This is a genomic window from Bacillus sp. JJ1122 (genome assembly GCF_036964885.1).
Classification (GTDB): Bacteria; Bacillota; Bacilli; order Bacillales; family Cytobacillaceae; genus Mesobacillus.
The window spans coordinates 334055-354239 of record NZ_JBALQL010000006.1 but is presented as its reverse complement, the minus strand read 5'-3'; the positions used below and the strand labels follow the sequence as shown (position 1 = coordinate 354239).

25 protein-coding genes are annotated in these 20185 nt (G+C 42.3%); 20 read left to right on the top strand and 5 right to left on the bottom strand.

Features of this window, described 5'->3' with window-relative positions; genetic code table 11:
• On the top strand, positions 1 to 414 hold a 414-nt coding region (locus tag V7201_RS05530; RefSeq protein WP_335375780.1), incomplete at its 5' end, for an iron-sulfur cluster biosynthesis family protein.
• 103 nt (positions 415 to 517) lie between these two features.
• Positions 518 to 1063 (top strand): hypothetical protein, encoded by a 546-nt coding sequence (locus tag V7201_RS05525; protein WP_335375779.1) that lies wholly within the window; start codon positions 518 to 520, stop codon positions 1061 to 1063.
• Positions 1064 to 1410: 347 nt separating this feature from the next.
• Here V7201_RS05525 and V7201_RS05520 read toward each other — a convergent pair whose 3' ends face one another.
• The 3 genes from V7201_RS05520 to V7201_RS05510 form a co-directional block, all read right to left on the bottom strand.
• A complete protein-coding gene (locus tag V7201_RS05520) occupies positions 1411 to 2367 on the bottom strand; it encodes an alpha/beta hydrolase (RefSeq protein ID WP_335375778.1) in 957 nt (318 codons plus the stop codon).
• Between the two features lie 162 nt (positions 2368 to 2529).
• The gene (locus tag V7201_RS05515) at positions 2530 to 2661 is read right to left on the bottom strand and encodes a hypothetical protein (protein WP_335375777.1); all 132 of its coding nucleotides are present in this window, start codon (positions 2659 to 2661) and stop codon (positions 2530 to 2532) included.
• Between the two features lie 71 nt (positions 2662 to 2732).
• Positions 2733 to 3635, bottom strand: a complete 903-nt coding sequence (locus tag V7201_RS05510) for a hydroxymethylglutaryl-CoA lyase (protein WP_335375776.1) — start codon at positions 3633 to 3635, stop codon at positions 2733 to 2735.
• A 148-nt stretch (positions 3636 to 3783) separates the two neighbouring features.
• Between V7201_RS05510 and V7201_RS05505 the strand changes: the two genes are divergently transcribed.
• The 5 genes from V7201_RS05505 (at position 3784) to V7201_RS05485 (ending at position 7383) form a co-directional block, all read left to right on the top strand.
• Positions 3784 to 4971, top strand: a complete 1188-nt coding sequence (locus V7201_RS05505; protein WP_335375775.1) for an acetyl-CoA C-acetyltransferase — start codon at positions 3784 to 3786, stop codon at positions 4969 to 4971.
• Positions 4972 to 5079: 108 nt separating this feature from the next.
• Positions 5080 to 5769, top strand: coding sequence for a CoA transferase subunit A (locus tag V7201_RS05500; RefSeq protein WP_335375774.1), 690 nt, complete (start codon positions 5080 to 5082; stop codon positions 5767 to 5769).
• A 29-nt stretch (positions 5770 to 5798) separates the two neighbouring features.
• Positions 5799 to 6467, top strand: coding sequence for a CoA transferase subunit B (locus V7201_RS05495; protein ID WP_335375773.1), 669 nt, complete (start codon positions 5799 to 5801; stop codon positions 6465 to 6467).
• A 146-nt stretch (positions 6468 to 6613) separates the two neighbouring features.
• On the top strand, positions 6614 to 6862 hold the full coding sequence (locus V7201_RS05490) for a YqkE family protein (RefSeq protein ID WP_335375772.1): 249 nt from the start codon (positions 6614 to 6616) through the stop codon (positions 6860 to 6862).
• Positions 6859 to 7383 carry a GrpB family protein gene (locus tag V7201_RS05485; RefSeq protein ID WP_335375771.1) on the top strand — a complete coding sequence of 175 codons (525 nt, stop codon included), beginning with the start codon at positions 6859 to 6861 and terminating at the stop codon, positions 7381 to 7383. The genes V7201_RS05490 and V7201_RS05485 overlap by 4 nt, the downstream gene beginning before the upstream one ends.
• Positions 7384 to 7805: 422 nt before the next feature.
• On the opposite strand, the gene V7201_RS05480 is transcribed toward V7201_RS05485, so the two are convergent.
• Both V7201_RS05480 and mciZ read right to left on the bottom strand, forming a co-directional pair.
• The gene (locus V7201_RS05480) at positions 7806 to 8729 is read right to left on the bottom strand and encodes an aldo/keto reductase (protein WP_335375770.1); all 924 of its coding nucleotides are present in this window, start codon (positions 8727 to 8729) and stop codon (positions 7806 to 7808) included.
• 60 nt (positions 8730 to 8789) lie between these two features.
• Complete coding sequence (gene mciZ / locus V7201_RS05475) at positions 8790 to 8936, bottom strand: Z-ring formation inhibitor MciZ (protein ID WP_335375769.1); 147 nt, start codon at positions 8934 to 8936, stop codon at positions 8790 to 8792.
• A gap of 76 nt (positions 8937 to 9012) precedes the next feature.
• Here mciZ and V7201_RS05470 point away from each other — a divergent pair, with 76 nt between their 5' ends.
• The 13 genes from V7201_RS05470 (at position 9013) to sigF (ending at position 20067) form a co-directional block, all read left to right on the top strand.
• A complete protein-coding gene (locus V7201_RS05470; RefSeq protein WP_335375768.1) occupies positions 9013 to 9564 on the top strand; it encodes an NUDIX hydrolase in 552 nt (183 codons plus the stop codon).
• A complete protein-coding gene (locus V7201_RS05465) occupies positions 9565 to 10731 on the top strand; it encodes an endonuclease Q family protein (protein ID WP_335375767.1) in 1167 nt (388 codons plus the stop codon). It abuts the gene before it with no gap.
• Positions 10732 to 10892: 161 nt separating this feature from the next.
• Positions 10893 to 11534, top strand: a complete 642-nt coding sequence (gene spoIIM / locus V7201_RS05460) for a stage II sporulation protein M (RefSeq protein ID WP_335375766.1) — start codon at positions 10893 to 10895, stop codon at positions 11532 to 11534.
• A gap of 113 nt (positions 11535 to 11647) precedes the next feature.
• A complete protein-coding gene (gene fur, locus V7201_RS05455) occupies positions 11648 to 12106 on the top strand; it encodes a ferric iron uptake transcriptional regulator (RefSeq protein ID WP_207499878.1) in 459 nt (152 codons plus the stop codon).
• A gap of 163 nt (positions 12107 to 12269) precedes the next feature.
• A complete protein-coding gene (locus V7201_RS05450) occupies positions 12270 to 12497 on the top strand; it encodes a YqzK family protein (RefSeq protein ID WP_335375765.1) in 228 nt (75 codons plus the stop codon).
• A gap of 5 nt (positions 12498 to 12502) precedes the next feature.
• A complete protein-coding gene (gene xerD / locus V7201_RS05445) occupies positions 12503 to 13396 on the top strand; it encodes a site-specific tyrosine recombinase XerD (RefSeq protein WP_335375764.1) in 894 nt (297 codons plus the stop codon).
• 193 nt (positions 13397 to 13589) lie between these two features.
• Entirely contained in the window at positions 13590 to 14771 is a 1182-nt protein-coding gene (gene deoB, locus V7201_RS05440) for a phosphopentomutase (RefSeq protein WP_335375763.1), read from the top strand.
• 12 nt (positions 14772 to 14783) lie between these two features.
• Positions 14784 to 15602: a purine-nucleoside phosphorylase gene (locus tag V7201_RS05435; RefSeq protein WP_335375762.1), complete on the top strand. Its 819-nt coding sequence runs from the start codon at positions 14784 to 14786 to the stop codon at positions 15600 to 15602.
• A 50-nt stretch (positions 15603 to 15652) separates the two neighbouring features.
• Entirely contained in the window at positions 15653 to 16957 is a 1305-nt protein-coding gene (locus V7201_RS05430) for a pyrimidine-nucleoside phosphorylase (protein ID WP_335375761.1), read from the top strand.
• A gap of 120 nt (positions 16958 to 17077) precedes the next feature.
• Positions 17078 to 18250 carry a D-alanyl-D-alanine carboxypeptidase family protein gene (locus V7201_RS05425; protein WP_335375877.1) on the top strand — a complete coding sequence of 391 codons (1173 nt, stop codon included), beginning with the start codon at positions 17078 to 17080 and terminating at the stop codon, positions 18248 to 18250.
• 250 nt (positions 18251 to 18500) lie between these two features.
• Complete coding sequence (gene spoIIAA, locus V7201_RS05420) at positions 18501 to 18851, top strand: anti-sigma F factor antagonist (RefSeq protein ID WP_207499872.1); 351 nt, start codon at positions 18501 to 18503, stop codon at positions 18849 to 18851.
• A 3-nt stretch (positions 18852 to 18854) separates the two neighbouring features.
• Positions 18855 to 19295, top strand: coding sequence for an anti-sigma F factor (spoIIAB, locus tag V7201_RS05415; protein ID WP_335375760.1), 441 nt, complete (start codon positions 18855 to 18857; stop codon positions 19293 to 19295).
• A gap of 13 nt (positions 19296 to 19308) precedes the next feature.
• Positions 19309 to 20067, top strand: a complete 759-nt coding sequence (sigF, locus tag V7201_RS05410; RefSeq protein ID WP_335375759.1) for an RNA polymerase sporulation sigma factor SigF — start codon at positions 19309 to 19311, stop codon at positions 20065 to 20067.
• Positions 20068 to 20185: the final 118 nt, after the last annotated feature.

Here is a 20185-nt window from a genome sequence, read left to right as displayed (position 1 = left end):
AAAGCGAAGCGCCTGGAACGAAAATCAACAGCCTTGTTATACAGAGCTAAACATATAAAAAATCAGGAAGGTGTGCAGGCAGATATGAAGATGGAAATCACACAGGCTGCGGCTGATAAGCTGAAAGAAAAGATTTCAGGAAAAGAAGGATATTTAAAACTGAAATACGATATAGACGGTTGTGGCTGTGCAGTGAATGGGGTAGCCGCCCTCTGGCTTGAAAGTGAACAGGAACAAAACGAAATCGAAATAGAAACGAATGATATACCTGTATTAATTGAAGGAGCGAAGGAAGTCTTTTTTGATGAACAAATGACGCTTGATTATAGTGCAGCGGCAGGGTGTTTTCAGTTAAAGAGCCCAAGTGAATATCTTAATCCGCGCATGAGTTTTTTTGATAAAACCAAGGCTTGAACTAAGAAGCAAGGGTTATTGTTTTACAATAATTTGGAAAAAGGGTTAAATAAGAGAGAGGCTTTTTTGATACATAAATCGTTTGGTGGATAGGGGGAGAACTATGGAGAAATTGCGGCGAGCTGCCATAATGGCCATGTGCGTGCTTCTGCTCTCTGCATGCACATATAAGACTGCGGAAGAAGCGATCCAAAATGATATTCCGTTCAACATCAAACAAATCGTGCATAAGGAAAAAGTAAAGGATGGCTGGCTGGTCTTTTACACAACCCAACAGAAGGATGGAACCAACAAATTTGATGCGCTGGCAGTTGCCTATATTAAAGGCAGCAAAAAGGATGGCTGGGAAAATGCCGGGCATAACCACTGGACTTATTATAAGAATGATTTCATGATTTTATATGCGGACGTTTTCCATACCTATCAGGAAAATGGCAAATTGGATAACAAGCTTCCCGTTGTTTTTGGAAAGATTGTCAACCCGGATATACGATCGGTAGAAGCTGCGGGTGCCGATGGGAAATTCACCAAGATCAACATCACTGAAAAGGGAAATGAACGTTATTATTATGCTATAGGCGATTATAAAGAAGTAAGAGCGCTAGGGGCGGACGGTAAAGAGATGGACCGTCAGGGAGAAAAACAGTAAAAAGGTTGGTTCCGAAAGGAGCCAGCCTTTTTACGTTAGGTTCTTTTCAATTGTTTTGCCAGCAAAAAATGAATGAAAATTAATTGGAGCAGGGGGCCGAGATCAACTCGAAGGAAAAAAGCGTGACGAGTTGTTATGAGAAGGAGTCCGAGAACAACTCGAAGGGAAAAAAGCGTGACGAGTTGTTATGAGAAAGAGCCCGAGAACAACTCGAAGGGAAAAAAACGTGACGAGTTGTTATGAGAAAGAGCCCGAGAACAACTCGAAGGGAAAGAAAGCACGACGAGTTGTTATGAGAAGGAGTCCGAGAACAACTTACCAGCACTACGTTAATGTGCTGGTCACTGTCAAACCTCAGGACTCATTGAAACGTCACCATGTAAATCTCGATCATTTACATAGACATATTCTTCAAGGAACTCATCAAGCACCTTCTCATATTCCACGCGATTCTGACTGAAAGACTGGGCATGAAGTCCGTTTTCTGCCATATAAAGCTTCTTCGGGCCTTTTTTCTGCTCGAACAATGCCTCGGTCATGGACGGCAGGATGAAATCGTCCTTGCGGCTGTGGATGAAAAGAATAGGGTTTTTGATGTTTTCAATGACCGAAATAGGTGAAACGTCACTGAGTGAGTATTTGTCACGAATGCGCACGAACAAACCGGCAATTGGCAGCAGAATCCGGGTCGGCAGCAGCTTTACCTCTGTTTTCACTCGATAGGCGAGCTGCTCGCTGAAATCAGAAAATGGGCAATCAGCAACATAGAAATCAGCGCCATCTTCAATTATTCCAGCATAAAGGAGAAGGGTAGCAGCCCCCATGGATTCACCATGAATGCCAAGGAACAAATCAGGCCCCTTTTGTTCTTTAAGCCAGTCAACAACTGCTTTCAAATCGAATTTTTCATAGTGGCCATAGCTTGTCGTCTTTCCGCCGGATTCACCATGGCGGCGATGATCGTATATGACAGCGTTAAATCCCCTTTCAAGGAAAAGGTTCATATACTTGACTGAATTCGTTTTGCTCTGCGTCACTCCATGCGCTATGATGATATATCTGTTGGTATCGTGCGGTTCGACAAGGACGGCTTTAAGCGGATAGCCAAAAGATGAGGGAATTGAAACCTCCCGTTTAGGCAAGGCTTCATATTCCTCAGGGCGAAGATGGCCGGCTTCTTTTTCCCGGGTGAATATTTCTTCATCAGCCTTCTTTTTCAGAAACATCACTTTATTTGAGAGATAAACCCCAAGAGAGGCAAGTACGAGCAAAAATGAAAACAAAACACGGAACGCCTTTCTCACACTCAACCCTCCGAATGCTTTTTTCTTTATTTTACCATTAGATACAGAAAGACAAACATTAAAAAGACCGCAAAGAATGCGGTCGGTAAATTGCTGGTTGGTAAGTGATTTTGCGGACAAATCTTGATAGGCGGAAACAGCCCGTTGTGCTTCCGCATTTCTTTATTGCTGAGAATTTTGGCGTTTTGTAGGATGGGTCGCTTTTTCCAAATCTTCTGCAGCTATTTGCTGCTTAACATTATCTGCGTTAGGTTTTCCTTGCTGGCTGTATCCTTTATCGCGTTTTTGGCTCATGATAAATTCTCCCTTCTTCAAGATCCTTCACCTTTAAGATGAGTATCAGGAAGGGAGCTTATACAAAAAAATTAAACGCTTACAGAATTCATTCGGAAATAGGTGCTTTCAATCGGCCTGGAAATATGGGGTTTGATGATTTCTATTGCTTGTAGCAGTTTGTCGAGTTCGATCCCGGTTTCGATCCCCATCCTATGAAGCATATATACCACATCTTCAGTAGCAGCATTTCCAGCGGCACCAGGAGCAAAGGGACAGCCGCCAAGACCACCGGCAGACGTATCGAACCGGGTTACTCCAGCCTGAAGGGCGGCGAAAATATTTGCGAGGGCGAATTTTCTTGTGTCATGGAAATGGGCTGTCAATAATAAATCTGGGTATGCCTTTTTTAATCTGGAAAATAAAGAATATGATTCATGAGGAGCAGCCATGCCGATTGTATCGGCAACACTCAGCTCATCGACCCCGGCCTGTACAAATTCTTCACAGAGTGCCAAAACGGCATCCTCGTCGACCTTTCCTTCATAAGGGCAATAAAAAGAGGTTGAAATGCATGCGCGGACAAAATATTTTTTTGCCTTAAGCTCAGCAATCAAAGGCACTAGTTCAGCAAGGCTTTCTTCTGTTGTTTTATTGATGTTCTTTAAATTGAAAGTATTACTGACACCGACGAAAACGGCAACCGCTTGGCAATCGGTCATATAGACACGCTCGATGCCTTTTTTATTAGGGGCAAGGACGATGTTTCTTGTAGAGTCGTCAAGGCAATCAGAAACAATTACAGCAGCATCTCCCATTTGCGGCACCCATTTTGGCGATACGAATGAAGTCAGTTCCATCTCTTTAATACCAGCATTCTTTAAAGCGTAAATAAATTCTTTTTTTGTTTCAGTTGGAACAAAGCTTTTTTCGTTTTGAAGTCCATCCCTTGGTCCAACCTCGATTATTTCAACCTTTTCAGGAAGTATTAGCATATGATTTCCCCCTCCTCATTACATATCTCCATTTTAAATAGAAAATTTTTAAAAATGCAAGAATAACAAAAATTTTGATAAAATAAAAGGGATTTAATAAAATCAATAGAAGTTAATATCATGTGAAATCAGAGAAAGGGTGAGCAGTTTGGGTAAAACCGAAGCAGTGATCGTATCGGCGGTAAGAACCGCGATCGGCAGCTTTAATGGAAGTTTGAAAGACATTTCTGCGCCGGAACTTGGAGCCGCAGTAATTAAAGATGCACTAAAGCAGGCAGGCGTTCAGCCAGATCAGGTAGATGAAGTGATCATGGGCAATGTCCTGCAGGCAGGGCTTGGCCAGAATCCGGCGAGGCAGGCTGCGATAAAAGCGGAACTTCCTGAAAGCGCTTCCTCTATGACGATTAATAAAGTATGCGGTTCTGGATTGAAGGCAGTCCATTTGGCGGCGCAGGCCATCATTGCAGGAGATGCAGAAATCGTTGTTGCCGGCGGAATGGAAAACATGAGCCAGGCACCTTATCTATTAAAAAATGCACGCGACGGATTTAAGATGGGTGATCAGCAGCTGGTTGACAGTATGATTTCAGATGGCCTGTGGTGTGCGTTCAATGACTACCATATGGGTGTAACCGCTGAAAATCTATGCTCTAAATATGAAATCGGCCGCAGCGAGCAGGACGAATTCGCGGCATCCAGCCAGGATAAGGCTGTAAAAGCCATAAGTGAAGGGAAATTCAAAGATGAAATTGTGCCGATTCAAATCCCGCAACGTAAAGGCGACCCGCTTGTATTTGATACAGATGAGTATCCAAAGAAGGGAACAACAGCTGAAAAGCTCGGCGGTTTGCGTCCAGCCTTCAAAAAGGATGGCAGCGTGACGGCCGGAAATGCATCAGGAATCAATGATGGAGCGGCAGCATTAGTAGTCATGAGCCGGGCAAAGGCAGAGGAGCTTGGTCTTAAGCCGCTTGTTGTCATAAAGGCAAATGCAAGTGCAGGTGTCGATCCAAGCATTATGGGAATCGGTCCAGTTACAGCGGTTAAGAAAGCATTGGACAAAGCAGGAATGTCCCTCGATCAAATGGAGCTGATTGAAGCAAATGAAGCCTTTGCGGCGCAATCATTGGCCGTCGATCGTGAACTAAATTTTAATAAGGATATTTTAAACGTAAATGGCGGTGCGATTGCGCTTGGCCATCCAATTGGAGCGAGCGGAGCCAGGATCCTAGTGACGCTGATCCACGAGATGAATCGCAGAAATGCCAAGACAGGTCTGGCTACACTGTGCATTGGCGGCGGACAAGGCGTAGCTACTGTAGTAGAGCTTGCATAAGTTTTTGGTGTGTTACTTATCTTTTTACCATACTAATTTAACCAGTACCAGGAGTTGTCGGGTAATTGAAAGCCCATGTACTGGCTGTATACAAAGGGGGAGCAACGAATGAAAAGAATTTGTACATCCTTTCAAGAAGCAGTAGCGGATATCCATGATGGCGCAACATTGATGGTTGGCGGTTTCGGACTTTGCGGTATACCGGAAAACGCGATTTTGGCCCTTGTTGAAAAAGGGATAAAGGATCTGACGGTCATCTCCAATAACTGTGGTGTAGATGATTGGGGACTAGGATTGCTGCTTAAAAATAAACAGATTAAAAAAATGGTAGGCTCCTATGTAGGAGAAAATAAAGAGTTTGAAAGACAGGTATTGTCAGGTGAAATTGAAGTTGAGCTGATTCCACAGGGGACACTTGCTGAGAAAATCAGGGCAGGAGGAGCTGGAATTCCTGCATTTTATACGCCTGCCGGGGTAGGAACTCCTATAGCCGAAGGAAAAGAAACAAGAATATTCAATGGTAAGGAATATCTGCTCGAAGAAGCACTGACTGCTGATTTCAGTATAGTCAGAGCGTGGAAGGGCGATCGAATGGGCAACCTCGTTTACCATAAAACGGCGAGGAATTTCAACCCGATGATTGCTGCTGCGGGAAGAGTAACGATTGCAGAGGTAGAGAACCTCTATGAAGCTGGGGAATTAGATCCAAACTCTATCCATACTCCAAGCATTTATGTCCAGTCACTGATAGAAGGGAATCAGGAGAAAAGGATTGAAAGGCTGACAGTGAAAAGTTAACTCTGGCTGATCATGAAAGGAGAAGGCAAATGATAACAAACAAAGGGAATGTCCGTGAAAAAATTGCGCGCCGCGCTGAAAAAGAAATCGAGAACGGTTTTTACGTAAACCTTGGAATCGGGATGCCTACACTTGTTGCAAACTTTATTTCTGAAGACAAGCAGGTTGTCCTGCAGTCTGAAAACGGTTTGCTCGGTATTGGGCCATATCCGACGGAAGAGAGTGTTGACCCTGACCTGATCAATGCTGGAAAAGAAACGGTAACAGCGATACCAGGTTCCGCATACTTTGACTCAGCAGAATCATTTGCGATGATCCGCGGTGGCCATATCAACATTGCCATCCTCGGCGGAATGGAAGTCTCTGAATCTGGTGATCTTGCAAACTGGATGATTCCCGGTAAAATGATCAAGGGAATGGGCGGTGCAATGGACCTTGTCCACGGAGCACGTAAAATTATCGTTATCATGGAACATGTAAATAAAAATGGAGAAGCTAAGATTCTAAAAGATTGCAGCCTTCCGCTGACAGGAAAAGGTGTGGTCAACCGCATCATTACCGATATGGCTGTTATTGATGTAACACCATTCGGATTGAAGCTGCTTGAAGTAGCATCAGGCTATACTGTTGATGAAGTCATAAAATCGACAGAGCCTGAATTGCAGGTAGACGATTCAGTCATTTTAGATGCATATTAAACAAAACGGGAACGTCTTTCATCAGACGTTCCTTCTTTATAAGATTCAACACCGCGAACTGTGATAATAATTGAATGAAATCCACTTATTTAAATTGCAAGAGTTCGGTGATATAATCTAAAAAAAAACGAACAGAGGGATTTGAAGTGAAAAAGAAGCACAACCGTCAGAAGCCAGTAAAAAAAGACGATAAACCAGCAACACTGGGTGATTTGCTTAATCAAGATATCATGGAAAAGCTCAAAGCCCAGCAAAAGCATTTAAAGGAACAGGAAGAACAGCAAAAACAGGCAGAGATTGAGCGTAAAAAAGAAGAACAGCGATTAAGAGAAAAAAACAAATCATTTGAAGATCTTCTTTCAGAAAGTGATATGGATTGGAAGAAATTTAAATGACGCGCAGACGAGTAGAAGTAATTCCATATCAAGAAGAGTGGAAGCAGCTTTTCGAAAATGAAAAGGAGTGCCTGAAAAATATCTTTCATCCAAATAATGTGGACATCCACCATATTGGCAGCACTTCGGTACCTGGGCTAAGCGCTAAGCCAATCATCGACATACTTCTTGCCGCTGACAAGCTAGCAGATATAGACCAGGCAACCGCTCAAATAGTGACTGCTGGATATGAGGCAAAAGGTGAGAATGGCATTCCGGGGCGGCGATATTTCCAAAAAAGTGATAAAAACGGCATCCGCAAAGTACATTTGCATGCGTTCGTAAAGGGCAGTCACGAACTGCAACGGCACCTTGTGTTCAGGGATTATCTTTTTGAACACCCAGAGGAAGCCAAGAAATACGCAGCGATAAAGGAAAAGGCAGCTGAAAAATACGAATATGATATAGAGTCTTACATTGCAGAAAAATCTCCGCTAGTGAAGGAGTTAGAGCAAAAAGCATTGCAGTGGCGGCCGTATTAAGCTAAACATGTTTTGCTCCTCGAGCTAAAGCGCATAGGGTTAAAAAGGAGCATATGCTGCTGATGCTAACTTAGAGAAAGTTTATTAGTTTAATATGAAAGCGCCTAGGATGTTTGTTTCAGGCGTTTATTAATTTATCTTAATTGGAAAAAAGTGCTCGAAATTTCCAGTTTGCGGGATTTCGACAAAATCTCGCGGAATCATGATGCTTTTTTGCGGAAATAAATAGGTAACTTGCGGGATTTCGACAAAGTTCTGCGGAATGAACTCTCCGTTAATCACCTAATTAAAAATTCCACCTAAAAAATCATATGTTTTCTAAGCTGTAACTCTTCAGCAATGCTAAAAAAAATAAAAAAGGAACACCTTAAGTGAACGATTCTCCACGAAAGGTATTCCTTCTATTAAAAACGATTCAATTATTATCGGTGCTGGTCATACTTATTAGCTTTTGTCAGTAATTGGATCAATTTGATCTCTTCCGCAGACAAAGGCTGGCTGCTGGCAGCTCTTGCATTTTCCCTAATTTGTTCTGGAGAGCTGGCGCCAGCGACGATGGATGCCACTGCGGACTGTGCCAGATTATATTGGATAGCCACTTCAGCTAAAGATCTGGAGGAGGCCAGTTTTTCTTTTAACTCAGGCAGTATCTCCTGTAATTCATCAAAGCTGTATTCCAGATAGCCGTTCTTCTTGATGGATTGAGCTGCTTTATTTAACATAGAGTCACTAAGCAGTCCTTTGGCGACAGTTCCTCTCGTGACAATGCTAATGTGATTTTCCTGAAGCAACGGTATAGCTTCTTCCTCAGCACGACGATCGAGGATGCTATACTGCATCATCACAGACACAATATTAGATTTATCAATATATTCTCGGATTACATTTGGCCTGATCGATGAAATCCCATAATGCCTGATAAAGCCCTCAGTTTTCAGTTCTTCAAAAGCCTCAATCGTTTGCTCGATATTGTCCTCAATTGTTCCGCCATGCAGCTGATAGAGGTCGATATAGTCAGTGTTTAACCGTTTCAAGCTCTGCTTAACAGCTTCTTTGATGTAACCTTTGGAAGGATCCCACGTCCAGCTGTCTTTTGCTTCCGTCCATCGGTTTCCGGCCTTGGTCGCGATGATGACTTGATCTCGTACATTTTTTAATGCTTGTCCAACAATTTGTTCATTTTCTCCAAAGTCGTATAGGTCTGCTGTGTCAAAATAATTAACACCTTCCTCAAGTGCAGCATCGATAACTGCCTGTGCTTTCTTCTGGTCAGTTCCCAGTGACATGCACCCGAGGCCAATCTCGCTGACAAATAAATCAGATGTCCCTAGTTGACGTTTTTTCATAATATCACTCCGTTCCTTCATGCTGGTTCTATTTTAGCGAAAGGAAGGGAGCTGATTCAACTAATCAGGTTGGCGTGCATTATTTTTGACGGTGTTTACCCAGTCCTTCACAAGTGTATGCTGCTTGCTGTATTCCTTTAGTTTTCGCTTGATTTCCCATGCCTTTCCTGCAAGGGTTATACCGTGATCATGGACGTAAATCTTCATCTGCATACTCCTTTCAGTTAAGTATGGTAAAATGTATGAGCATTTGATAACGGATTAGAACAGGAGTGAAGGAATAATGAGACCGCTTGAAGAGAAAACATTGAAAACGGAGCAGATTTTTACTGGAAGGGTAATCAGCCTGCAGGTGGACGACGTTGAGCTGCCAAATGGGAATGTTTCCAAGAGAGAAATTGTAAAGCATCCCGGGGCAGTGGCGGTAATTCCTGTAACAGATGAAAATAAAATCGTGATGGTCGAGCAATACCGGAAGGCGTTAGAAAAGACGATCATCGAAATTCCTGCAGGCAAGCTTGAAAAGGGTGAAAAACCAGATAAATGTGCTGCCCGCGAGCTTGAAGAAGAAACAGGATATGAATGCGTAAATATGGAATGGCTTATTTCGTTCTATACATCTCCGGGCTTTGCGGATGAGATCATTCATGTCTATAAAGCAACAGGACTTTCACAAAAAGAGAATGCTGCGACTACTGATGAAGATGAATTCGTCAATCTTATCGAGGTTACACTTGAAGAGGCGATCCAGTTAATAAAAGAACAAAAAATTTATGACGCGAAAACGGCTTATGCAGTTCAGTACTTGCAGCTGCAAGAAGCATTGGGTAAATAAATGAGAGATTACTTTGTAGATCTCCACATCCATATTGGGAGAACGAAATCCGGCAGGGCGGTAAAAATCACAGGGGCCAAGTCCCTGACGTTCAGCAATATCATCAGCAATGCACGGGACCATAAGGGACTGAACATGATTGGCATCATTGACAGCCACTCGCCTGAGGTAATGGAGGAAATGGAAGATTTATTGCTCGCAGGTGAACTGCAAGAGCATCCAGATGGCGGTTTAATGTACGGAGGGATGAGTATTATCCTAGGTTCTGAATTGGAAATAAATGATCCGGATACACTTGGGCCGATTCATGTATTATGTTTTTTTCCGTATCTGCGGACAATGAGGGATTTTTCTGAGTGGCTTTCCCAGCATTTGAAAAATATCCATTTGAGCTCTCAAAGGGTCTATATTACAGGCAGGGAACTTCAGCAAAAGGTAAAATCCCTCGGTGGCATTTTCATCCCCGCCCATGTGTTTACACCTTTTAAGAGCTTATACGGAAAGGGAGTTAAACAATCTCTAACTGAAGTCTTTAACCCGGAATTGATTGATGGTATAGAACTAGGCTTAAGCTCGGACACAATGATGGCAGATCAGCTTTCTGAGCTTCACGGCTATTCCTTTGTCACCAATTCTGATGCGCATTCTCTTGCGAAAATTGCGAGGGAATATCAGAAAATCGGGATGGATGAGCCTTCATTCCATGAGCTCAAACTGGCGTTGAAGCAGGCTGAAGGCAGAAGCATTAACGCTAATTACGGTCTGGACCCGCAGCTCGGAAAATACCATCGTACAGTTTGTGCTGAGTGTTTCACCCACATCCAATCAAACGAGGATCATTGCAGCCAATGTGGTTCGATGAAAAAGGTTAAAGGTGTTGCAGACAGGATTGACGAATTGAAGTCGGAAGTAGTATTTAAAGGGTACAGGCCGCCTTACATCCATCAGGTGCCATTGGAATTCATCCCGGGGCTGGGACCTAAAATGCTTGAAAAACTGCTCGACCATTTTGGAACAGAGATGGCGATCCTGCATTCAGTACCTCTTGAATCTCTAAAAGAGGTCATTCCAGAAAAGACTGCCTCGATCATCGATAAAGCTCGTACCGGTCAGCTGGAATTCCATGCAGGCGGAGGTGGCAGATACGGGAGGATAGCCGATAAATAAAATCCGGCCAACTCGGTCCGGATTTTATTTTTTAGGCAGGCAAATGAGGTATTAACCAAAACTATCAATTACTAAACTAGTTCAAAAATTCATCACCTCATAGTCATAGATAACAAGTCCGGGCATATGATTGTATTAACCAATATGCAGGAGGAAGAGTGATGAAGAAGAGAAAGTACCAGGACGTCGCAGCAAACCATTTTCGAGAATATTCCTCAATCTATCTTTTTGTAATTGTCCTGTTTTTAATGGGAGTCATTTTCGGGGCAGTCATTGTGAACAGCCTCAGCTTCACTCAAAAAGAGGATCTGTTCTATTATTTATCACAATTTTTTGGACAGGCAGCAACGGGGAAGGTTGCAGATGGCAGGGATTTATTTCTGCAAAGTTTTTTACATAACGGGAAATTTATTGGACTCATCTGGATTTTAGGTGTTTCCATCATTGGTCTACCTGTTATATTAATTCTATTGTTCATGAAGGGCATGGTTGTAGGTTTTACGGTCGGTTTCCTTGTTAACCAGATGGGCTGGGACGGCTTCTTATTATCCTTTGTATCCATCCTGCCACAGAATTTCATCATAATTCCTGTATTCATTATTACTGCGGCAATGGCAGTAACCTTTTCGTTGAAAATGATCCGTAACCAATTCATGAAGAAAGTCACCCAGCCAATCATGCCGCAATTTTTTCGCTATATATTCTCTTTTGTTGCAGCAATTGTCTTTCTTGCAGCAGCCGCAGCGGTGGAAGCTTATTTGTCGCCAACGCTTTTAAAAGCAGTTATAAATTCAGTTAATTAAATTTATTATTAAATGATAATAAATCTGCTTTCTTATTTGTAATAATTTTATTTTGATTCTCAATACCCTTCTGATATAATGAAAGGACAGTGGCGGGGGAGTGAGAGTAAGGAATGGAAACTAGAATTGATAGAATCAAGAAACAGCTGCATTCGTCCAGCTATAAATTAACGCCGCAGCGCGAGGCAACCGTACGCGTTTTACTTGAACATGAAGAAGACCACTTAAGTGCAGAAGATGTATATTTGCTTGTAAAAGAAAAGTCTCCTGAAATCGGATTGGCTACGGTATACCGCACGCTTGAATTACTGACTGAACTGAAAATTGTTGATAAAATAAACTTTGGGGACGGTGTGTCCCGTTATGATCTCCGCCAGGAAGGCGCTGCCCATTTTCATCACCACCTTGTCTGCATTGAATGCGGGGCTGTTGATGAAATTCAGGACGACCTTCTTGAGGACGTGGAAGAGATCGTTGAAAGAGATTGGAATTTTAAGATAAAAGACCACCGCCTGACATTCCACGGTATTTGTTACAGATGCCAGGAAAAAGAAACGGCTGAAACTGAATGATATAAAAACCTTTTCTCATTTAGAGAGAAGGTTTTTATTTGCTTAAAAAACAGCTGCCAGGTATATTTCTTGTCCAAATTGGCATACAGATTAATAAGAATAAGTATGGCCGGCTGAAAAAACGGTAGCTTATCATATTAAACCAGTTACGGGGGCAAAAAATATGAAATCCTGGTTTGGGTTGATCATGCACACTTTGAAAGTGTTTATATTGTTCACCGGATGCACAATCCTATTCTATTATGGTATCATGTGGATTAACGAAGAATATGAGAGTTACCACCGGTATGATGCACCTGAAGGAGCAGCCATTAAAGTTTCGGGCAAAACCGTCCAAAAGGATGGAAGCATGCTGGAAAGGCTGTTATTGTTTTATCTGAATGGGGAGTAATATATATGGTAGACAGGTTAGATGACTTTATCCACTTTTTATTAGTAGAAAAAGGACTTTCAAAGAACACGATTGTATCCTACAAGCGAGATTTAAATAGCTATATCACTTATTTAAAAAATGTTGAGCAGCTGGAAGATTTAAACTCAGTCCAGCGCCCGCAAATCGTCCATTTCCTTAGCCATTTAAAAGATACTGGCAAATCTTCAAAAACACTTGCCAGACATATTGCATCTATTCGTGCTTTTCATCACTTTCTGCTGCGCGAGAAAGCAGTGGACCATGATCCAACCGTTCATATAGAGAGCCCGCAGCATGAGCGTTCTCTCCCAAAGGTTCTCAGTATGGAAGAGGTTGAAACTCTGCTTGACAGCCCTAAGCTGACTGAACACTTTGGCTACCGCGATAAAGCCATGCTTGAAATGCTATATGCAACAGGTATCCGAGTCAGTGAATTAATTGGCCTTAAAATTTCTGATGTCCATTTAACAATGGGTTTTGTCCGCTGTATGGGAAAAGGTAGCAAGGAACGGATTATCCCGATCGGCAAAACAGCGTCAGAGGCAATAGAACAATATCTCGAAAACGGAAGACCTAAACTTGTTTCAAAAAAACACCGTGATGACTCATTGTTCTTGAACCATCACGGCAAAGGATTGTCGAGACAGGGTTTTTGGAAGATATTAAAGCGCCTGGCCATGGAAGCAGGAATCGAAAAGGAACTGACCCCACATACAATGCGTCATTCTTTCGCCACGCATCTACTTGAAAATGGTGCAGACCTTAGGGCTGTCCAGGAAATGCTTGGACATGCCGATATATCGACCACGCAAATTTATACACATGTAACCAAGACAAGATTAAAGGATGTTTACACAAAGTTTCATCCAAGAGCTTAATAGTTTCATAGAATTGTCAAAAAGCTGGCCAAAAAGCCAGTTTTTTTTACTTGTATTTTTAGTTTATTTTAGTAAAATGAAGATGTCAGACTTCTGACAAATGAAAACGCATTAGATTATCCTAACTTAAAAAGGGTAACATAAAATTGTTAATATGATGGAAACGCATTCAAACTCTAAGGAGGAGAAAAAAATGTCGCATACATATAAGCGGGTGTTTTTGATCGTCATGGATTCCGTGGGGATTGGAGAAGCACCAGATGCGGAAAAGTTTGGAGATAAAGGATCACACACATTAGGTCATATCGCTGAACACATGAACGGATTGAATATGCCAAATATGGGCCAACTGGGCCTTAGCAATATTGAAGAAATTAAAGGGATTCAACCTGCTCAGAAACCATTGGCATATTATACAAAGATGGAAGAGGCATCAAACGGCAAGGATACAATGACAGGCCATTGGGAAATCATGGGACTCAATATTCAAACTCCTTTCCAAGTGTTCCCTGATGGGTTCCCTGAAGAGTTGATCTCAGAGCTAGAATCACGTACAGGAAGAAAAATCATTGGAAATAAGCCTGCAAGCGGTACCGAAATCCTTGATGAACTTGGCGAAGAGCATATGAAAACTGGCAATCTGATTGTATACACTTCTGCGGATTCCGTATTGCAGATAGCCGCTCATGAAGAAATCGTACCAATTGAAGAACAATATGAAATTTGCAAAATTGCCAGGGAACTGACCCTGGATGAAAAATATATGGTTGGAAGAGTCATCGCACGTCCATTCCTTGGAGAGCCAGGGAACTTCAAGCGAACATCCAACCGCCATGACTATGCGCTAAAGCCATTTGGCAGAACAGTGATGAATGAAATGAAGGATGCTGGTCTAGATGTACTGGCCATCGGCAAAATCTCTGACATATATGACGGTGAAGGCGTGACTGAATCACTTCGTACAGTGTCAAATATGGATGGAATGGATAAACTGCTCGAAACTTTGGATCAGGACTTCACAGGTTTAAGCTTCTTGAATCTTGTTGATTTTGATGCCCTATTCGGACACCGCCGCAACCCAGAAGGATACGGAAAAGCACTAGAAGAGTATGATGCACGCCTTCCTGAAGTGTTTTCTAAGTTAAAAGAGAATGATTTGCTCATCATTACTGCGGATCATGGAAATGACCCAGTTCATTATGGAACGGACCACACAAGGGAATACGTACCACTACTAGTGTATTCTAAGGGAATGGCTGAAGGTAAAGAATTACCAGTCCGCAAAACATTTGCTGATATCGGAGCAACAGTTGCGGAAAACTTCGAGGTGCAAATGCCTGAACATGGCATTAGCTTCCTTAAGGAATTGAAATAAGGAGTGGATTTCATGGATTACAATCAAATTCAAACAGCAGCATCATTCATAAATAACAAACTGCAACAACAGCCGAAAATTGGGCTGATCCTTGGTTCTGGACTGGGCGTCCTTGCAGAAGATATTAATAACCCAGTGAAGATTCCGTATAATGAAATCCCAGGATTCCCGGTATCCACTGTTGAGGGCCATGCAGGTCAGCTAGTATGCGGACAGCTTAGCGGTGTGGAAGTTATTGCTATGAAGGGCCGTTTCCATTATTACGAAGGATATAGCATGGACAAAGTTACTTTTCCAGTGCGTGTCATGAAAGAGTTAGGGATCGAAAAGCTAATTGTTACCAACGCAGCAGGCGGAGTGAATGAAAGCTTTACCCCTGGCGATTTAATGATCATCACTGACCATATCAATAATATGGGAACAAACCCTTTGATCGGGCCTAATGATTCACGTTTTGGCGTCCGTTTCCCTGACATGAGCGAAGCCTATTCAAAGAATTTAAGAGGTATTGCGAAAGAAGTTGCGGGACGATGCAATATCAATATTAAAGAAGGCGTATATGTTGGAAATCCAGGACCAGTTTATGAAACTCCTGCTGAAGTGAGATTAGCACGTACATTGGGCGGAGATGCAGTCGGTATGTCTACAGTACCGGAAGTAATCGTTGCAAGACACTCTGGTTTAGAAGTACTTGGCATTTCTTGTATTTCTAATATGGCAGCAGGAATCCTGGACCAGCCATTAAGCCATGATGAAGTAATTGAAACAACTGAAAAAGTAAAATCCAGCTTCCTTACATTAGTAAACGAGATTGTTAAAGCACTAGGGTAAAAATAAAGAATAGCTGCTGCCCGGCTAAATTTTAATAAGTGGTGATAATAATGAGAATGGTTGATGTTATAGAGAAAAAACGTGACGGACATGAATTATCAACGGAAGAAATCCAGTTTTTCATTGATGGCTACACTGCAGGCACAATTCCTGATTATCAAGTAAGTGCTCTTACAATGGCAATTTTTTTCAAGGGAATGACTGAGAAAGAGCGCGCAGATTTGACAATGGCAATGGTGGCTTCAGGCGATCAAATTGATCTTTCCCAGATAGAAGGAGTCAAGGTTGATAAGCATTCAACAGGCGGTGTTGGTGATACAACAACTCTAGTATTAGGTCCGCTGGTTGCTGCACTTGGTGTGCCAGTCGCAAAAATGTCTGGGCGTGGCCTTGGGCATACAGGCGGAACAATTGACAAGCTTGAAGCCGTCGAAGGCTTCCATGTAGAAATCGACAATGAAGAATTCATCAATCTTGTTAACAAAAATAAGATTGCTGTTATCGGCCAAAGCGGAAATTTAACCCCAGCTGATAAAAAGCTTTATTCATTACGTGATGTAACGGCTACGGTTGACAGCATTCCTTTGATTGCAAGCTCGATCATGAGCAAGAAAATTGCTGCAGGTGCAGATGCAATCGTATTGGATGTTAAAACTGGCGCAGGCGCATTCATGAAGACACTTGATGATTCCCGAGAATTAGCCAAAGCGATGGTCAGAATCGGTAACAATGTCGGACGCCGGACGATGGCAGTCATTTCTGACATGAGCCAGCCGCTTGGATACGCAATCGGAAATGCGCTTGAGGTAAAAGAAGCAATCGAAACACTAAAGGGTGAAGGTCCTGAAGATTTAACTGAACTTTGCCTGACACTCGGAAGCCATATGGTATTCCTTGCTGGCAAAGCCAGCTCTCTGGATGAGGCACGCACAAAGCTTGAAGAGGTCATCAGAAATGGCTCAGCCCTTGAAACCTTTAAGGTGTTCCTAAGCTCACAAGGCGGAGATGCCTCAGTAGTCGACGATCCTAGCAAACTTCCGCAAGCTAAGTACACTTTTGAGCTAGAAGCTAAGGAAGCGGGTTATGTAGCAGAAATCGTAGCTGATGAAGTTGGAACAGCAGCAATGCTTCTTGGAGCAGGAAGAGCGACTAAAGAATCTGAGATTGATTTGGCTGTTGGCCTGGTACTTCGCAAAAAAATCGGTGACAAAGTAGAACAAGGCGAGTCCCTGCTTACTATCTACAGCAATTTTGAAGATGTTAGCGAAGTAAGGGAAATGCTGTACGAAAATATCAAAGTATCAAGTGAACATGTTGATGCACCAATATTGGTACACGAAGAGATTACCGAATAATTTTTTGAAAGAAGTGAAGGGGATTCCCTTCACTTCTTTTTTTATGATCCTCAGTTGTATAAAAATGGATTCATTGGAAAAAATAGACCCTATAAAGATAGGAGGGTTATGTCCATGAATCTGAAAAAGTTAGCCAGTTTACTGCTTGTAAGTATTTTGAGCACTGCTTTTATAGTACCAAAAGGATATGCCAATGAAGGGGACCCAGGCCTTGCAAATGAAGCCAGCTCGGCAATATTGATTGAGCGAGACACTGGAGAAGTGTTATTTGAAAAAAACAGCCATGAAAAGCTTCCGCCTGCAAGCATGACGAAAATTATGACCATGCTTCTGATTATGGAGGCACTCGATGAAGGCAGGCTGAAAATGGATGAGAAGGTTCGTACAAGCGAGTATGCAGCCTCAATGGGTGGTTCCCAAATCTTCCTGGAGCCAGGAGAAGAAATGACCGTTGAGCAGATGCTGAAAGGAATTGCGATTGGGTCTGGCAATGATGCAGCTGTTGCAATGGCCGAACGTATCGGCGGATCTGAGGAAGCTTTTGTAAAAATGATGAATGATAAATTAAAGGAATTAGGTCTAAAGAATACTGTTTTTAAAAATACGACAGGACTGCCTGTCGATGGCCATTACAGCTCTGCATATGATATGGCTATGATGGCAAAAGAACTATTGAAATATGAAAAAATTACAAAATTCACCGGAACATACGAAGATTATCTGCGTGAGGATTCAGACAAGAAATTCTGGCTTGTCAATACGAATAAACTAGTCCGTTTTTATCCCGGTGTCGATGGTTTAAAGACTGGATTTACAAATGAAGCGAAATATTGTCTTACTGCCACTGCTCAAAAGGAAGGTATGCGCGCAATCGCAGTAGTGTTTGGAGCTCCTACTTCCAAAGCAAGGAATGCACAGGTGACGAAAATGCTGGATTATGCATTTAGCCAGTACCAGACTCATCCTATGTTCAAAAAAGGTCATCCACTTGGCAAAGCAGCAATCAGCAAAGGCGATAAGCAAATGGTAAACGCGGTGACATCTGAAAGTGTCTCACTGTTAACGAAAAAAGGGGAAGACATCAAAGATGTAAAACAAAAAATCACTCTGAATAAGTCATTAAAAGCACCCGTTCAAAAAGGCGATAAGGTAGGTACTCTGAAGCTGGTGAAAAATGGAAAAGTTCTAGCCGAAACACAGCTTGTTGCGGATACAAAAGTAGAAAAAGCGAGCTGGTGGATGTTATATAAACGTTCGTTTGGTATGTTTACACGCGCTGGAAGCCAAAAATAATAGTTTTCCACCAGTTGGCAGCAAATTAACTAATTGACTGCGATCATTTACTTGTTTAATACAAAATATCATCAGTTGTCCAAAGATAACTGCCTTAAAATAATGGAACATACTATCCTAATTAAAGGGTTGTCGAATGCGCTGTCATTCTATCTAGTTTTAGCGAATTCACACTAGTTTTGTTCTTAAGAAGGAATTGCCTTGTGAAATAGAGAATTGACTCACTATACCAGATAAGGAGGCTTGGATAGTGAGTCTTAACATTGATATGGAAGTGAAGCATGACGTCTTATGTATTCGAATTAGCGGTGAGTTGGACCACCATACAGCAGACCAGCTTCGCGAGCAGGCAACAAAAGCCCTTGAGAATGAAAATGTCCGCCACATTGTCTTAAACCTTGAGCATCTTTCCTTTATGGATAGTTCCGGCCTTGGTGTAGTTTTAGGAAGATATAAGCAAATTAAACAGCTCCATGGAGAAATGGTCGTTTGTGCGATCTCGCCGCCAATCAAAAGGTTATTTGACATGTCGGGGTTATTTAAGATTATCCGTCTTGAACCGACTGAAGAATATGCATTAGAGAGATTGGGGGTTGCTTGATCCATGAAGAATGAGATGAATCTTCAATTTAGCGCGTTAAGCCAAAATGAGTCATTTGCGAGGGTAACCGTTGCTGCTTTCATTGCGCAGCTGGATCCTACTTTGGATGAACTGACTGAAATCAAAACGGTTGTTTCTGAAGCGGTTACGAACTCGATTATCCATGGATATGAAAATGATGCCAAAGGAATGGTGTACATCTCTGTTTTATTGCAGGAAGGTACCGTTGAGATGCTGATTAAGGATGAAGGTATTGGCATATCTGATATCGATGAGGCGATGCAGCCTCTATACACGTCCAAACCTGAACTTGAGAGATCAGGGATGGGCTTTACGATTATGGAAAATTTCATGGACGAAGTACAAGTGAGATCAGAGCCCGGCTTTGGGACAGAGATTCGTTTGAAAAAGCACCTGTCAAAGAGCAAAGCGCTGTGCAATTAAGGGAGTTCTGCCTATGGATGTGGAGGTAAAAAACGATAATAGCCAAACGTATCTTAAGGACCATGAAGTCAAAGAACTGATTTTGAGAAGCCAGCAGGGAGACCAGGCCGCCAGGGATTTGATTGTCCAAAAAAACATGCGCCTTGTATGGTCTGTCGTCCAGCGCTTCCTCAACAGAGGGTACGATCCGGACGACCTTTTCCAAATTGGCAGCATAGGCCTTTTGAAATCGGTTGATAAATTTGACCTTTCATATGACGTGAAATTTTCTACTTACGCGGTTCCAATGATTATTGGAGAAATCCAGCGCTTTATCAGGGATGATGGTACTGTTAAAGTGAGCAGGTCATTGAAAGAGACCGGTAATAAAATCAGGAAAGCGAAAGATGAACTTTCGAAGAATTTTGGCAGGGTACCAACTGTCAATGAAGTTGCGGAGTATCTCCAGCTTTCTCCTGAAGAAGTAATCATGGCACAGGAAGCTAGCCGAACGCCCGCTTCCATTCATGAAACTGTCTATGAAAACGATGGAGACCCAATCACCCTGCTTGATCAGATTGATAATGGGGAAGAGGGACGATGGTTCGATAAAATTGCTTTGAAAGAAGCGATCAATGAACTTGATGAAAGGGAAAAGCTGATTGTGTACTTGAGATATTATAAAGACCAGACTCAGTCGGAGGTAGCATTGAGGCTGGGGATTTCCCAGGTACAGGTCTCGCGACTCGAAAAAAAAATACTTCAGCAAATGAAAGGCCGTATGGATATTTAATATCCATGCGGCTTTTTTTTTGCCAAGGCTCTGTTATAGCTGAATGTTGATTTTTATATCCTGTTGACCTTCGTTCCAGGCGCGTAGACTCCTCCGAAAATGCTAACGCATTTCCATC